Source organism: Paenalicyclobacillus cellulosilyticus (assembly GCF_014647315.1).
GTDB lineage: Bacteria > Bacillota > Bacilli > Alicyclobacillales > Alicyclobacillaceae > Alicyclobacillus_J > Alicyclobacillus_J cellulosilyticus.
In genome coordinates this window covers 38,921-54,297 of sequence record NZ_BMOY01000019.1, presented here as the reverse complement: position 1 = coordinate 54,297, position 15,377 = coordinate 38,921, and the positions used below count along the sequence as shown (strand labels likewise).

15 protein-coding genes are annotated in these 15,377 nt (G+C 66.2%); 9 read left to right on the top strand and 6 right to left on the bottom strand.

Going from position 1 to position 15,377, the window contains the following annotated elements; all coding sequences use genetic code 11:
* The coding region (locus IEX97_RS13565) for a hypothetical protein (RefSeq protein WP_229776599.1) at positions 1-298 on the bottom strand (298 nt) is incomplete at its 3' end.
* 111 nt (positions 299-409) lie between these two features.
* The gene (locus tag IEX97_RS07385) at positions 410-790 is read right to left on the bottom strand and encodes an SPW repeat protein (RefSeq protein ID WP_188882072.1); all 381 of its coding nucleotides are present in this window, start codon (positions 788-790) and stop codon (positions 410-412) included.
* A 440-nt stretch (positions 791-1,230) separates the two neighbouring features.
* On the opposite strand from IEX97_RS07385, the gene IEX97_RS07380 reads away from it, so the two are divergent.
* From IEX97_RS07380 to purU, 3 genes are all read left to right on the top strand, one after another.
* Positions 1,231-2,256, top strand: coding sequence for a Gfo/Idh/MocA family protein (locus IEX97_RS07380; protein ID WP_229776597.1), 1,026 nt, complete (start codon positions 1,231-1,233; stop codon positions 2,254-2,256).
* Between the two features lie 88 nt (positions 2,257-2,344).
* Positions 2,345-3,328, top strand: a complete 984-nt coding sequence (locus tag IEX97_RS07375; RefSeq protein ID WP_188882071.1) for a Gfo/Idh/MocA family protein — start codon at positions 2,345-2,347, stop codon at positions 3,326-3,328.
* Positions 3,329-3,382: 54 nt separating this feature from the next.
* On the top strand, positions 3,383-4,285 hold the full coding sequence (gene purU / locus IEX97_RS07370) for a formyltetrahydrofolate deformylase (protein ID WP_373289421.1): 903 nt from the start codon (positions 3,383-3,385) through the stop codon (positions 4,283-4,285).
* A 7-nt stretch (positions 4,286-4,292) separates the two neighbouring features.
* Here purU and queE read toward each other — a convergent pair whose 3' ends face one another.
* Genes queE through queC form a run of 3 tightly spaced genes read right to left on the bottom strand, consistent with a single transcriptional unit; the run spans position 4,293 to position 6,197 of the window.
* Positions 4,293-5,030, bottom strand: coding sequence for a 7-carboxy-7-deazaguanine synthase QueE (gene queE, locus IEX97_RS07365; RefSeq protein WP_188882069.1), 738 nt, complete (start codon positions 5,028-5,030; stop codon positions 4,293-4,295).
* A complete protein-coding gene (locus IEX97_RS07360) occupies positions 5,011-5,502 on the bottom strand; it encodes a 6-pyruvoyl trahydropterin synthase family protein (protein WP_188882067.1) in 492 nt (163 codons plus the stop codon). Before IEX97_RS07360 ends, queE begins: the two co-directional genes overlap by 20 nt.
* Positions 5,499-6,197, bottom strand: coding sequence for a 7-cyano-7-deazaguanine synthase QueC (gene queC / locus IEX97_RS07355; RefSeq protein WP_188882066.1), 699 nt, complete (start codon positions 6,195-6,197; stop codon positions 5,499-5,501). The genes IEX97_RS07360 and queC overlap by 4 nt, the downstream gene beginning before the upstream one ends.
* Positions 6,198-6,454: 257 nt before the next feature.
* On the opposite strand from queC, the gene pheS reads away from it, so the two are divergent.
* From pheS to IEX97_RS07335, 4 genes are read left to right on the top strand one after another with little or no spacing between them, the layout of a single operon-like run.
* Entirely contained in the window at positions 6,455-7,492 is a 1,038-nt protein-coding gene (gene pheS / locus IEX97_RS07350) for a phenylalanine--tRNA ligase subunit alpha (protein WP_188882085.1), read from the top strand.
* A 23-nt stretch (positions 7,493-7,515) separates the two neighbouring features.
* A complete protein-coding gene (gene pheT / locus IEX97_RS07345; RefSeq protein WP_188882065.1) occupies positions 7,516-9,969 on the top strand; it encodes a phenylalanine--tRNA ligase subunit beta in 2,454 nt (817 codons plus the stop codon).
* A 56-nt stretch (positions 9,970-10,025) separates the two neighbouring features.
* On the top strand, positions 10,026-10,343 hold the full coding sequence (locus IEX97_RS07340; RefSeq protein ID WP_188882063.1) for a cell division protein ZapA: 318 nt from the start codon (positions 10,026-10,028) through the stop codon (positions 10,341-10,343).
* 4 nt (positions 10,344-10,347) lie between these two features.
* Positions 10,348-10,881: a CvpA family protein gene (locus IEX97_RS07335; RefSeq protein ID WP_373289420.1), complete on the top strand. Its 534-nt coding sequence runs from the start codon at positions 10,348-10,350 to the stop codon at positions 10,879-10,881.
* Between the two features lie 134 nt (positions 10,882-11,015).
* On the opposite strand, the gene IEX97_RS07330 is transcribed toward IEX97_RS07335, so the two are convergent.
* The gene (locus IEX97_RS07330; protein WP_188882059.1) at positions 11,016-11,381 is read right to left on the bottom strand and encodes a phage holin family protein; all 366 of its coding nucleotides are present in this window, start codon (positions 11,379-11,381) and stop codon (positions 11,016-11,018) included.
* Positions 11,382-11,483: 102 nt separating this feature from the next.
* Between IEX97_RS07330 and IEX97_RS07325 the strand changes: the two genes are divergently transcribed.
* Together IEX97_RS07325 and tyrS are read left to right on the top strand one after the other, a co-directional pair.
* Complete coding sequence (locus tag IEX97_RS07325; RefSeq protein ID WP_229776595.1) at positions 11,484-13,850, top strand: endonuclease MutS2; 2,367 nt, start codon at positions 11,484-11,486, stop codon at positions 13,848-13,850.
* Positions 13,851-13,882: 32 nt separating this feature from the next.
* A complete protein-coding gene (gene tyrS / locus IEX97_RS07320; protein WP_188882082.1) occupies positions 13,883-15,145 on the top strand; it encodes a tyrosine--tRNA ligase in 1,263 nt (420 codons plus the stop codon).
* The last annotated feature ends 232 nt before the right edge of the window (positions 15,146-15,377 follow it).

The following is a 15,377-nucleotide window of genomic DNA, read 5'->3' as shown; positions in this document are numbered from 1 at the left end:
TGCCAGGCGAGCGAGGAAGGCGAAGGGGAGAGCGAGGCTTGGCAAACGCCAACCGCTCTCCCCTTTCGCATCTCGGCGGCACGACCTGCTTCAACGGCCCGTATCCCCGCGTGCGCTCCGGCCACGCCTGCGGCGTGCGCCGTGCGCCGTGCGCTTGGGGATACGGGGCCAAGGCGGGTGGCAGCTCACCCGCACCGGTACATACCCACGGTGTCTCGTCCCAGCGCGTGACACCTGTCGCAATGCGCGGGTGTGGCGCACCGGGCACGGTCGGAACCGGGTGGCAGTTCACCTGCACACCTACACACCTACACATACAAAATGTCCCGTATCCCCGGCCGAACGACTCGCGCCGACAGGCGCGGTCGGAGTGAGGCCGGGGATACGGGACAAGGGATAGGGACCGATTTCACGAGGCCGCTGCACGCGACCCGCCGCTCGAAGAACCTGCCGTGGACTCCTCGGCGCTCATCTCCCACAGGTTCAACGCCGCTGTGACGATGCCCAGGATGACGCTGGTCCAGGTTTCACCAGCCAACCCGCTGAGAGAGAGCACGAACGGCTGCAGGATGAACCACACACCGGTCAGACAGGACACCCAATTCTGCCACGTCTTCCACCCGTGTGCAGCCTCCCGTTGGACGGCGATCCAGATCGACGCGATGGCTTGCACTGCGCCGATGATCACGCTCGTCCAAACAGCGGCCGTCCGATCGGAGAAGCCGAGGATCCAGGGCGCGAGGATAAACCAGACACCAATGAGAGCACTCAAACCGTTGCGCCACTGCATACAGACTCCTCCTTTCACATCCCATGGATGTGCGGTCGCTGGAAACGCCGGATGACGTTTCCGCAAGTTAACATAATCCAAGACGGCATACACTGCAACGACCATTGTCCGCGGATTTTTCGCACGGTGTGTCTTTATGGTCTGACGTCGGCTGTAAACATACATGAAATCAAAGTCAGGCGCGTTCAAGCTCCTTCATGAACGACGGCACGCGGGTCTCATCTTCATCGTTTGAAATTCCTCGCCATGTTGTTCCGCCGGGTTGTCTGAATCATCCGCATCGTGATACGATCGCGTCGGTACGCAGGGCGCTTGTGCATACGTCGTGACTTCGCGCCAGCGAAGAAGAGGTAGGTTGCACCGTAGGAGCACTGTATCCACGGCGTACACTGCTTAAGCGGCGGACGTTGGGAGATTCGCTGCCGAGGGGGAGATTGCGCGTGCCAAACATCCATGTATTGCTTGTCGGCGCCGGCACGATGGGCCGCGTGCATGCGGCGGCCTATGCGAAGTTGCCGGACGTTTCGCTCGTCGGGATTGTCGATTCGGACCGGGAGGCGGCGGAGGCGTTGGCGCGGGTTCACGGCGTGCCCGCGACGTACAGTGACTTGACGACCGCGCTCCACGATGTGGCGTGCGATGTGGTGGACCTGTGTGTCCCGACGCACTTGCACAGCACGTACGCCGTCGCGGCTGCGGAGCGGGGTAAACACGTGATCTGCGAGAAGCCAATCGCTCGTACGTTGGACCAGGCCCGGGCGATGTTGGACGCCTGCCGAACCTACGGGGTGCAGTTGCTCGTCGGACATGTTGTCCGCTTTTTCCCCAATTTCGTGCGCGCGAAAGCGTTGATGGAATCCGGCCGCATCGGCCAGGTCGCCGTAGCGCGGATGTTTCGCGGCGGGCAGTTTCCTCGCGGTTGGGACGACTGGTACCGTGACGTGGACCGAAGCGGCGGCGTCATGCTCGACCTGATGATCCACGACTTCGACTTTTTGCGTTGGACCTTCGGCCCGGTGGCCCGCGTCTACGCGAAGTCGGTGCACGACGCTGCGGCACCGTTGGCTTACGCCTTGTGTACCTTGCGCTTTCAAAGCGGTGTCATCGCCCACGTCGAGGGCTCGTGGGCGCATGAAGGGTTTTCGACTCGGTTCGAATTCGCCGGTTCGCAAGGCATTCTCGAAGAGGACTCGCGCTACACCGCCCCTTTGTGGGTGCACGAGCGAGCGTCTGCGGCGACGGGCAGAGCCGCAGATGGCGGCGGAGCAGCAGCGGGCGGGGTCGCCGTGCCCCTGTCGCCTGTGTTCGTCAACCCGTATGAGGCGGAGATTGACCACTTCATCCGTGTGATCAGAGGCGAAGAGACACCGCGCGTCACGGCCATGGACGCCTACGAGGCGCTTCGGATTGCCTTGGCATGCGCCGAGTCGGCGCAAACCGGCCGCCCGGTCGCCCTCGGCGATTGACCATGGGAAGGACAGGGCGCGTGACCGTCCGTACCCAACAGACAACCCGGCCCAAAGCGTACACAGAGCGAAAGAGAGGGATGTGACGTTGAACATCGGGATCTTGTCTACGGCGCATATGCATGTGTATTCTTATATGGCTGCACTTCGCCGTCTCGGTGTGCCCATCGTCGGCATCTACGACGACGACGCTGAACGCGGGCGGCGGGCGGCGGAAGCGACCGGGGTTCCGTTCTTTCCCGATGCCGAACCGTTGCTCGCCCAAGTCGACGCTGTGGTGGTTTGTTCCGAGAACGCGAACCATAAACGGGATGTCCTGGCGGCAGCGCGCCATGGCAGGCATATCTTGTGCGAGAAGCCTATCGCCACGTCGGTCGCGGACGCCCTGGAGATGATCCGCGCCTGCCAGCAGGCTGGCGTCATCTTGCAGATGGCGTTTCCTGTGCGTTATATCGCAGCGGTGCGCCAACTGCGGGATCTGGTGCAGGCAGGCCGGTTGGGCCGGATCCTCGCCATGCGCGGGACAAACCACGGATACATGCCGGGCGGATGGTTTATCGACCACCGGTTGGCGGGCGGCGGCGCGGTGATGGACCACACCGTGCATGTGGCCGACATCATGCGCTGGATCCTGGGTGCGGAGGTCCGCCGGGTGTACGCCGAGATCGACAACCGCGTTCACCAGAAGGACATCGACGATTGCGGCATTCTGACCATCGAGTTCGACAACGGCGTGTTTGCGACGCTCGATCCGTCCTGGTCGCGTACAGATGCGTACCCAATCTGGGGTGACGTGACACTCGAGGTCGTGGGGTCCGGGGGGACGGCGTCGCTCGATGCCTTCGCTGCGCACCTGAACGTGTATTCCGTACAAGACGGCAAAGGGGTGCACGAAGGCTACGGCGAGGACATGGACTACTATTTGATCAAAGATTTCGTGGAGACTGTGGCCGCCGGGCGGCAGCCGCTGGTCGACGGCGTCGACGGCTTGCGCGCGATGGAGGTGGCGTTGGCCGCGTACGAGTCGGCGGCTCGCGGTGAGCCGGTCGAGGTCACGTTGGCGGCCGTCTGAACGTGACAGCGAGGAGCGATGGGATTGGCAGAAGAACACGTCGAGTTCCGTGTGATCACGCCGAAGGTGCAACAGGCGTTGTTGGCGCAACAGACACGGTTGCGCGACCGGGCGCGCCTGCTCATCTCCTGCCCGGACCGGCCGGGCATCGTGGCGGCGGTTTCGCAGTTTCTCTACCAGCAAGGGGCCAACATCGTCCAGTCGGACCAGCACTCGACCGATCCATCGTCCGGCCTGTTTTTCATGCGGATCGAGTTTGAGTTGCCCAATCTCGGTGCGCACTGGGATGAACTCACCGGGCGCTTCGCCGAGGTGGCGCGTACGTTCCAGATGACGTGGCGTTTCAACCGCGCGCATGTGCCCAAACGCATGGCGGTGTTTGTATCCAAGGAGGAGCACTGCCTGTTGGAGCTTTTGTGGCAGTGGCAGTCGGGCGACCTGTACGCCGATCTGGTGATGGTGGTGAGCAACCATCCGGATGCCGGCGCGACGGTGGCGCCGCTCGGCATCCCGTTTTATCACATTCCGGTCACGCCGGAGACAAAAAAGGACGCAGAGGCAAAGCAGCTGGCGCTGCTCGCCAGCCACAAGGTGGACCTGGTGGTGCTCGCGCGGTACATGCAGATCCTTTCCGGCGACTTTGTCCGCCAATACCCGAACCGGATCATCAACATCCACCATTCGTTTTTACCCGCGTTCATCGGGCGCAACCCGTACGCCAGGGCGTACCAACGGGGTGTGAAGCTCATCGGCGCCACCGCTCACTACGTGACGGAGGACTTGGATGAAGGGCCCATCATCGAGCAGGACGTGCAACGCGTGGACCATCGGGACGAGGTGGAGGACCTCAAGCGCATCGGCCGGCAGATTGAGCGGACGGTTCTGGTGCGGGCGGTGAAGTGGCACCTGGAGGACCGCATCCTGACATACAACAACCGCACCATCGTCTTCCGCTGATGGTGGATCACTTCCTTCGCTTGTTCCCCCAGACCAGGGCGTGCAGCTGCGGCAGGACGCGGACGTCGTTGAACGCCTTGTCGGCGATGACCTGCTCGAAGAGCCATGCCAGCTTGTCGAGGAGGCGGCGGGAGATGTCTCCTGCCGCCGCGACGTCTTCGTTGCCCGGCTGCAGGTATTTCTCAGCGTGCGGATAGCGTGCGAACACCGCGCGGGCGAACGCCAGGTCCGCCGCGTTGAACACCACCACCTTGAGGCTGAAGTGCACGCCGTGCGAGGTGAGGCGGGCGACGAGGTCGTCGAGCACGTCCCAGTCGGTCTCCATCCCGGAGCTTGGGCCCTTCGGGCTGATGGACAGGTCGTCGATCTCGGTGAACCAGTCCTGCCAGCGGCTGCCCTGCGTCTCCAGGCCCACGCGCAGCTCCCGCTCGTGGCAGAGGCGGATGAATTCGGCCATCGGCTCGCCGATGAGGGCAGGGTTGCCACCGGAGACGGTGACGTGCTGAAAGCGGTCTTGGCCGAGGGCGCACACTTCCGCCAGCACCTCAGCGGGGGTGAGATGGCGCACCAGGTGGCGCTCGCTCCCGTCCCACGTGAACTTCGAGTCGCACCAAGCGCACCGGTAGTCGCAACCGGCGGTGCGGACGAACATCGTCTTTTGGCCAATCATCATCCCTTCCCCTTGAATGGTCGGGCCGAAGACCTCCAACACGGGCAGTCTCGCCTCAGTCGCCGTCCTCGTCAACGTCACACCCCCCTACGGTGCGGTATGTCGGCCCTTGAGGCGGGATGTCTGCCGCCAGCACCTCCGCCCAGCTCGTCGGTGTCTCCCACAACCGCACCGCGTACACCGGCAAGCCGGCCGTGCGCAGGCGATGGCAGACGTACATCGCCAGATTCTCCGCCGTCGTACGAAACCCGAGCCGAACCACCTTCGATCCCGTTGCCATGAGCGCCGGCAGCGCCGGCTCCGTGCCCATGGCGAGGAAGGCGTGATCGAACCGGGAGAGGATGAGCGCATGCACCGCTTGTTTCAGGTCGCCGAAGTCGATGACGAACCCTTCCTCCGCCGGATGGTCCGGCCCTTGCGGCGCTCCGGCGGCGACGACTTCGAGCTTGTACGTGTGGCCGTGCAGGTTGGCGCACTTGCCTTGGTGACCGACCAGTTGGTGGGCGGCGTCGAAGGTGAACACCTTGCACACCTTCACCTGAGTCATCCGTCGTCTCTCCTTTGCGCCGGCTGCGCGTGTGCCTGTTTTTCCGCCAGGTACGCCTCGTAGCCGCGGCGGCGCAGCCTGCAGGCCGGGCACTCGCCGCAGCCTTGGCCGATGATGCCGTGGTAGCAGGTCAGGGTTTCGTCGCGGACGAGATCGAAGCAACCGAGCTCATCCGCCAACGCCCACGTCTCCTTCTTGTCGAGCCACATCAGCGGCGTCTCGATGACGAACTCGTAGTCCATCGCCAGGTTGAGCGTGACGTTGAGCGATTTGATGAACACGTCCCGGCAATCCGGGTAGCCGCTGAAGTCGGTCTGGCAGACACCGGTCACAATCCGCCGCGCCCCGATTTGTTTCGCGAAGACGGCCGCGAACGAGAGAAAGATGAGGTTGCGCCCGTCGACGAACGTGGACGGCAGCCCGCCCTCCGCCTGCGTCACCGGGATGTCGGGCCGGGTCAGGGCGCTCGGCGCCAATTGGTTGAGCAGGCGCATGTCGAAGACGTGGTGCGGCACGCCGAGCTTGGCGGCGATCCGGCGGGCACACGCGATTTCTGCCTCGTGGCGCTGTTGGTAATCGAACGTCACGGCCTCGACGCGCCGGTAGCGCGTAAGCGCCCAGACAAGGCAGGTGGTGCTGTCCTGGCCGCCGCTGAACACCACCACCGCGGCGTCGTGGCCTGCCGCTAGCGGCATCCATCATCCCTCCCGCGCTTTGCGTGGTCAAACACTCGGCGCTGGGCCATGCCCAGGAAACGCGCGTTGCACGGTTGGCCTCGCGGCACGCGCGTCATGTTCCACCGAGAGCATACCACAAACCATGTTAACCGTTGCGTGTCAAGACCGGATTGGGTATACTGCGGAATATATAGACAGGCCAACGGGCAGTTCGTCCCTCGTGGCGAATTGCTTTTTTGTTGATCCGGGAGTGAGCGCACGTGGACTTGGGGCAGATCCAGGCAGAGCTTGCCGCGTGGGAGGACGAGGCCTTGCGGAGCCTGGCGGAGGCGGCCGATGCCCGGGCCTTGGAGGCCTGGCGGGTCGCCTGCCTGGGCAAGCGCAGCACCTTGTCGCAGTGGCTGCGGCGCATGGGCGAGTTGGCGCCGGAAGACCGGCCGCGGCTGGGGGCGCTGGTCAACCAAGTGCGGGACCGCCTCGAGGCGGCCTACGCGGCGCGGCGCGCCACGGTGGAAGAAGCGGAGCTGGCGCGGCGCTTGGCGGCGGAGCGGTTGGACGTCACCCTGCCGGGACGGCGGCAGCCACTGGGCGCCGTCCATCCGCTGCAGCAGGTCATCGCGGAGATTGAGGACGTCTTTTTGGGGATGGGGTTTTCCGTCGTCGAAGGCCCGGAGGTGGAGACGGACGCGTACAACTTCGAGATGTTGAACGTGCCGAAAGACCACCCGGCCCGCGACATGCAGGACACGTTTTACCTGACGGACACGCTGTTGTTGCGCACCCACACCTCGCCGATGCAGGTGCGGACGATGGAGCGGCTGCGGCCGCAGGTGCCGGTCAAGGTCATCGTCCCGGGACGTGTGTACCGGCGGGACGAGGACGACGCGACCCATTCCCACGCCTTCAACCAAATCGAGGGCTTGGTGGTCGGCGAAGGGGTGTCGATGAGCGACCTGAAGGGGACGTTGCTCGCCTTCGCCCGCGCCGTCTTCGGGGCGGAGCAGGAAGTGCGGCTTAGGCCGAGCTTCTTTCCGTTCACCGAACCGAGTGCCGAGGTCGACCTGCGCTGCATCGCGTGCGGAGGGTCAGGCTGCCGGGTGTGTAAAGACACGGGATGGATTGAGATCCTCGGCGCCGGCATGGTGCACCCGCGGGTACTCGACGGCGCCGGCTACGACAGCCGGAGGTACTCCGGGTTCGCGTTCGGGTTAGGGGTCGAGCGGATCGCGATGTTGAAGTACGGCATCGAGGACATCCGGCTCTTCTATCAGAACGACCTGCGGTTGCTGCGGCAGTTCGCCCGCGTGCTGTAGCAGGGAAGCGAGGGAAACGGGACGTGAGGGTATCGTATCGGTGGCTTGGCGAATATGTCGACATCGCGGACATCTCGCCGCAAGAGCTGGCGGAACGCCTGACGCGGGCCGGCATCGAGGTGGAGTCGGTCACACCGCGCAACCAGGGTGTCGCGGGCGTGGTGGTGAGCCACGTCTTGAAAGTCATGCCGCACCCGAACGCGGATCGGCTGCGGGTGTGTGAAGTGGACGTGGGTTCCGGTGCGCCGCTTTGCATCGTCTGCGGCGCTCCGAACGTCGCGCCGGGGCAAAAGGTGCCGACCGCGCTGCCCGGAGCGCGCCTGCCGGGGGGCAGGATCGACCGGGCGAAGTTGCGCGGCGTCGAATCCCACGGCATGCTGTGCTCCGCCAAGGAGATTGGCCTCGAAACCCGGCTGTTGCCGCGGGAGCAGACGGAGGGCTTGTACATCTTGCCGGACGACGCGCCCGTGGGTGCGGATGTGGTCGCGTACTTGGGACTCGACGACGTGGTGCTGGAGTTGAGCCTCACGCCCAACCGGGCCGACTGCCTGTCGATGCGGGGATTGGCGTACGAGGTGGCCGCCCTGCTCGGGCGCCCGCACCGCTTCCCGGACGCGGACGGCGGCGCCGCGGCCGCAGGCAACGATGGCGCGGCGGCGGTGACGGTGCGCATCGAAACGGACCTCTGCCCGCGCTACGAGGCGCAGGTGCTCGCCGGGGTCCGTCCCGGGCCGTCGCCGGTGTGGATGCAGGCCCGCCTGCTCGCGGCCGGCATCCGGCCCATCAACGTGATCGTCGACGTGACGAACTACGTGATGTTGGAATGGGGCCAGCCGCTGCACGCGTTCGACCTCGACCAGGTGCGCGGCCGGACCATCGTGGTGCGCCAGGCACGGCCGGGGGAGCGCATCGTCACCCTGGACGGGGTGGAGCGCGAGCTGGGGCCTGAGACCATCGTGATTGCGGACGCGGAGCGGGCCATCGGCATCGCGGGGGTGATGGGCGGCGAAAACTCGGAGGTCAGCGCGGCGACCACGCGCATCGTCCTGGAATCGGCGGCGTTCGACGCGGCGAGCGTGCGCCGGACCGGCCAGCGCCTGGGGCTGCGGTCCGAGGCGCAGCAGCGGTTTGAGAAAGGGATCGATCCGGTGGCCGTCCGCGGCGCCCTCGTGCGGGCGACGGAGTTGTTGGTGACGCTCGCGGGGGCGCAGCCGGAGGGACCGCTGGTCTCTGCGCAGCGGGGTGCAGCCACTCCGCAGGAGACCAAGGTGACGTTTGCGCCTGCACGGTGCAACCGGCTGCTCGGGACCGAGATCCCGCCGGCCACGATGGCGGAGGTGTTCGCGCGCCTCGGCTTTGCAGTCGAAGGTACGGACGGGGACGAATGGACGGTGCGGGTGCCGAGCCGCCGCCGCGACGTGGCGCTCGAGGCGGACCTCATCGAGGAGGTCGGGCGGCTGTGCGGATACGACACCATCCCGGCGACTTTGCCGGTGGGGCCGACGACGGTCGGGCAGCGGACGCTGGCGCAGCGACTGCGGACACGGACGCGCGCGGCCCTCGTCGCCTCCGGAATGACCGAGGTGTTCACCTACAGTTTGACCAGCCCGCAGTGGTTCGATGCCATGCGGCTGCCGGCAGACTCGCCGTTGCGCCGGGCCATCCCGCTCTTGCGCCCGATGTCGGAGGAGCGGGTGGTGTTGCGCACCCACCTCTTGCCCGGTTTGGCGCAGGTGGCGGCGTACAACCTGGCGCACGGTGTGCCCGGCGGGCAGGTGTTCGAAATCGGGCGGGTGTACTGGCCGCATGAGCTGCCACTCGTCCGGCAGCCGGAGGAACCGACCCAGTGGGCCGGGCTTTGGTTCGGCGAGGCGGCGGCAGGTTTCGGCGAGCGGCCGCGCCGCTACGACTTCTTTGACGCCAAAGGGGCCATTGAGCGCTGGCTGCAGGCCATCGGGCTCTTGGACGAGGCGGCATTCCGTCCTGGTGAACGGCCGTATTTGCACCCCGGCCGGACCGCGGAGGTATGGATACAGGATTGCGCCGTCGGCGTCGTGGGCGAGTTGCACCCGGAGACGGCGGCGCGTTGGGAGCTTGCCGGCGCCGTGTACGCCGAATTTCATCTCGACGCCGTCACGCCCCTGGTGCAGGAGCGGTGGCGGGTGGCGCCGCTGCCGAAACATCCGGCGGTGCGGCGCGATCTCGCCGTCCTGGTGGCGCGCGCGGTGCACGCCGGGGACCTGCTGCGGCTCGCGCAAGCGGCGTGTGCGGGAAGCGGGTTGTTGGAAGACGCGTTCATCTTCGACGTGTATGAGGGCCAGGGTATCCCGGCGGGCGAGAAGAGCGTCGCGATGGGCTTTGTCTTTCGGGCGCCGGACCGCACGCTCACCGACGCCGAGGTGGACGCCGAGGTGGCGCGCATCCTCGCCCGCCTGGCGGAAGATGCCGGGGCGCGGCTGCGGCAGGCAGGATTTTGACGACCGGACACGAATCGCTGTAGCAAGGGACGTTTTTTGTCGAATGGAGGCGGCCCATGAACGACGGACAAACCAACCGGATTCGGGTTCGCATTTTCGGCAGCGAGTACGTGTTGCGGGGAGACGCGCCCGAAGAGATGTTGCGCAGCGTGGCGGAGTACGTGGACGGCATGATGCGGCGGATCACCACCGCCAATCCGCGCCTTGATGCGCAAAAGGCGGCGGTCTTGGCGGCGCTCAACATCGCGGAGGAGTTGTTCCGCCTGCGGCGGGAGGCGAACATCCTGCAACAGGAGGCGACGCGGGTGCGCCGGGAGAACGAGGAACTGTTGCGGTTGCTCGACGAACTGACGCGGACCGCTGCGAACCAGTGAGGGGATGCGCGTGTCGACCGCCGACTTGGTCATTGCCGCCATCATCCTCCTCGGGGGGCTCAACGGCTACCGAACCGGATTCATCCGGCAGGTCACGCGGTTGTTCGGGGCGGTCATCGCCTACGGGCTGTCCTTGTACCTGCGGCCGTACGTGGCGCCGGTCATCCGCGGCATGCACCTGTTCCCGCAATGGCCGGCTTCAGGCCTCGCCAGCCAACTGCTCGGGGATCTCTCGGACGCCATGGCGTTCGCGGCGGTGTTCGTCGTCACGTTCTTCTTGCTGCGCTACGCGGTGGGGTTGATTGAAACCCTGTTCAGCCTGCCGGTCATCTCGTGGCTCAACCGGATGGCAGGGCTGGCGGTGGGGCTGGTGTTTGCGCTTTTGTTCGTCTATGTCGGCGCGCTCATCGCCCAGTACATTGCCGATCCGCCGCTGCAGCACGCCCTGCACCAATCGGTCATCCTGCACGGACTCGGGGTGTTCAGCAAGCCTGCCCTCGGGCAGACGGGAGCCGGCGGCTTGGCGATGCGCGTGTGAACATCCGTGTGTGATCCTGCGCGTGGGAAGGCTGCCCGTTGCGCGGGATATGACGGGCATGGAAAAAGAGACGGATCCAGAGCGGATCCGTCTTTGCTTTGGTACGCCCGGCACGGGCGGTCAGGCACGGGCGGTCATGTGCGGTCGCGGTCTCCGATTCGCCCGCGGTCCCCGAATTCCGTGGGGACGAACAGATCGATGATCCCGATGACGAGCGAAGCCAACAGCGCACCAAGCACGGTGACGCGCATTCCGGGCACGAACAGTTGCGCGATGTAGAGGACGACCGCGCCGGAGACGAACCCGACGATGCCGCGTCCGTAAGGGGAGATCCGCCGTCCGAACAGGGCTTCGATGGCCCAGCCGAGCAGGGCGATGACGACCGCCGCCAAGAGCGCCGACCAGAAGTTCATCACCCCGAACCCGGGGACGAGGAACCCGACGAACATCAGAACCAGCGCGGACACGACGAACCGTACGACGGTGCCCAGTATGTTCATGTCGTTCCTCCTTTCGCGGGTGTTGTTCATAGCTTGCCCGGCCGGTCGGCCGACATGTGGTACAATAAGTGGGACTTGAGCGAGGGATCGGGAAGGACGGCCATGAACGCACACGCGACACCCAGCGCACCCCTGATGTCCGATCACGTCCTTACGGTGTTGGAATTTCCGAAGGTGCGGGCGCAGATTCGCGAGCTGGCGGCGACCTCCCTCGGCAAGGAGCGCGTGGACATGCTCCGGCCGCTCTCCGAGCGGCAGGCGGCGGAGGCCGAATTGGCGGCGGTCGACGAGTGCCTCCAATACCTTCACCGCCAGGGGCCGCTGCCGTTCGGCGGTATCCGCGACATCCGCCCCGCCGTGCGCAAGGCGGCGCTTCGCAGCACGCTCTCCGGCGAAGAACTGGTGGCCATCGCTTCGTTCATCCACGGGGCAAGGCGCATTCGCCAGGCGCTGCTCGCAGCCGCCGCGTCGTTCGCGCTGCCGCGGCTGATGGCCACAGCGGAGCGGTTGGCCGACGTCCGGGACGCCGAACAGGAAATCCGCCGTCACCTGGACGACGAGGGGCAGGTGCTCGACGGGGCGAGCCCGGAACTCCGCCGTATTCGCACCCAGAAGCGGGAGACGGAGGCACGGGTGCGTCAGGTACTGGACGGAATGCTCCGCACCCACCAGCGCTACCTCCAGGACCCGGTCGTCGCGCTGCGCGGGTCAAGCTTGTGTCTGCCCGTGCGGGTCGAGTTTAAGAACATGGTGCCCGGCGTCGTGCACGACTACTCGGCGTCCGGCGCGACGGTGTACATCGAGCCGCAGGCGGTGGTGGAACTCAACCTGCGCATTCGGGAACTCGAGGTGCTCGAGGCGCGCGAGGTGGAGCGCATCCTGGCCCGCATCTCGGCGGTGGTGGGCGATGCGGCACCACAGCTTTTGACCAACGCGGACGTGCTCGCCGAGATCGACAGCTGGATGGCGCGGGCGGAGTACGCCGTGCGCGCGGGAGCCTCGCGTCCGCGCCTTGCCGACGACGGCGTCTTTGACCTTCGCCGGGCGCGCCACCCGCTGTTGCCGCGGGAACAGGCGGTCCCCATCGACCTGCGCCTGGGCGACGCCTACCAGATGGTGGTCATCACCGGCCCCAACACCGGGGGGAAGACGGTGACTTTGAAGACCATCGGCCTGTTGACCCTGATGGCGATGGCGGGTTGCTTCATTCCGGCAGGCGAGGGCAGCTCCATCGGCTTTTGCGACCAGGTGTTTGTCGACATCGGCGACGAGCAGAGCATCGAGCAAAGCCTCTCCACCTTCTCGTCCCATATGCGGCACATCGTCGACATGCTGGCGCATGTGACGCAAAACAGCCTGGTCTTGCTCGATGAGCTCGGCGCCGGGACCGACCCGACGGAGGGCGCAGCCCTCGCCATGGCCATCCTGGACCACCTGCGCAAAGTCGGGTGCCGCGTCGTCGCCACCACACATTACCCTGAACTCAAGGCGTACGCCTTCCGGACGCCGGGTGCGGTCAACGCGAGCATGGAGTTCGACGTGGAGACGCTGCGGCCGACGTACCGGTTGCTCGTCGGCGTGCCCGGCCGTTCGAACGCGATCGCGATTGCGGAGCGGCTGGGATTGCCTGCCGCCATCCTCGCGCAGGCGCGCGCGTGGCTCGACCGGCGGGACGTGGCGGTGGAAGATATCCTCGCTCAGATGGAGCGGGCACGCCAGGAGATGGAAGCGGCGCGGGAGCGCGCCGTGGCGGCCCGGGCCGAGGCGGAGGCGCTGCGCGCGCAGTGGGAAGAGGCACGGACCCGCTTGGAGGAAGAAACCCGGCGCGTCCGGGCGCAGGCGGCCGCACAAGCCCAAGAGACGGTGGCACGGGCACAGGCGGAGGCGGACCGGATCATCCGGGCGTTGCGGCAGATGCATGCCCAGGCGGTGAAAGACCACGAGTTGGTGGCGTTGCGCAAGGCGTTGGCGGATGCGCTGCCGGAAGAGCCGGCGAAGACAGGGCGCGGCCGTCAGCCGGCGTCGGTGTCGCCCGGGGATGTGGTGCGGGTTTTGTCGCTCGGGCAAAAGGGTGAAGTGGTGGACGTGGCCGGGGACGGGCAGGCGTTGGTGGTGCAGTTGGGCGCGCTGCGGATGAAGGTGGATGCGACCGATGTGGAGGTGCTGCAGAAGCAGCCGCCGGCCGCGCCCGCCAGCCTCGGTGTGCGGCGCGGACTGCCGCGGACCGTTCCGCTTGAAATCGACGTGCGCGGCGAGACGGTGGACGAGGCGTTGCCGCGGGTCGACAAGTACCTGGACGACGCCGTGGTGGCGGGGCTGAAACGGGTGGCCATCATCCACGGCAAGGGCACGGGTGCGTTGCGCGACGGGGTGCGCCGTTTCCTCAACCGCCATCCGCACGTCGCCAGTTGGACGCCCGGCGGACCGGGTGAAGGCGGGGACGGCGTGACGGTGGTGGAGCTGGAGTAAAGTGGACGGGAGGGATCCTCGTGGCGGAACCCATGGACCTGATGACAGAACTGGAGTGGCGCGGCCTGGTCTATCAGGTGAGCGATCGCGACGGCTTGGCGAAGGCGTTGGCGGCAGGCCCGGTCACGGTGTACGGCGGGTTCGATCCGACGGCCGACAGCCTGCACATCGGCAACCTGGTTTTGATCCTCACGCTGCGCCGGTTTCAGCTCGCCGGCCACAGGCCCATCGCGCTGGTCGGCGGTGCCACGGGGCTCATCGGCGACCCGAGCGGCCGGACGACGGAGCGCGCGCTCAACGCGGCGGAGACGGTGGCGGCGTGGAGCGCGAAGATCCGCCGTCAGCTGGAGCGGTTGCTCGATTTCGACCGCCCGGGCAATCCGGCCGCCATTGTGAACAACTACGATTGGATTGGCGATCTCGGCGTGATTGCGTTTCTGCGCGACGTCGGGAAGCACTTTTCCTTGAATTACATGCTGGCGAAAGAATCGGTGGCGACGCGGCTTGAGCGCGGCATCTCGTTCACCGAGTTCAGTTACATGCTGCTGCAGGCGTACGACTTCCTGAACCTGTTTCGCACCGAGGGCTGCCGGCTGCAGATTGGCGGTTCGGATCAGTGGGGCAACATCACCGCCGGCCTGGAACTCATCCGCCGGGTCGAGGGAGCGGACGCCTTTGGTCTCACGCATCCGCTGGTCACGAAAGCGGACGGAACCAAATTTGGCAAGACGGCCGATGGCGCCGTCTGGTTGGACCGGGAGAAGACGTCGCCGTACCAGTTCTACCAGTTCTGGATGAACACGGATGACCGGGACGTGGTGCGGTTTTTAAAGTACTTCACGTTCTTGTCACCGGCGGAGATTGAGGAATTGGCGCGCGAGGTGGAGGTCCATCCGGAACGGCGCGCGGCGCAGCGCGCGCTGGCGCGGGAAGTGACGAGGCTCGTGCACGGGGACGAGGATGCCGCGCGGGCGGAACGGATCTCGCAGGCGTTGTTCTCCGGCGATGTCCGCCAGCTGTCGGCGGAGGAACTGGCGCTCGGTTTCGCGGACGTGCCGTCGGTCACGCTGGCGCGCGGCCAGGCGCGTCCCCTGCTCGACGTCCTCGTGGAAGTGGGCGCGTGCAGTTCGAAACGACAGGCCCGCGAGGACATCCGGAATGGTGCCGTTTCGGTCAACGGCGTCCGCGTGGCCGACCTCGAGGCCCAGGTGACGGAAGCGGACGCGCTGGCCGGGGAGTATGTCGTCCTGCGGCGCGGCAAGCGGAACTACTTCTTGGTGCGTTTCGCAAAATGAGCCGGTGAGCAACATGAGCCGGTGAGCAACATGAGCCGGTGAGCAACATGAGCCGGTGAGCAACATGAGCCGGTGAGCAACATGAGCCGGTGAGCAACATGAGCCGGTGAGCAACATGAGCCGGTGAGCAACATGAGCCAGTGAGCAACATGAGCCAGTGAGCCGGTGCGCTCCGGCGCGCCGCTCTGTCCGCCGGCAGGCATGAGGGCCGTCTATTCCGGGATGCCCGCGC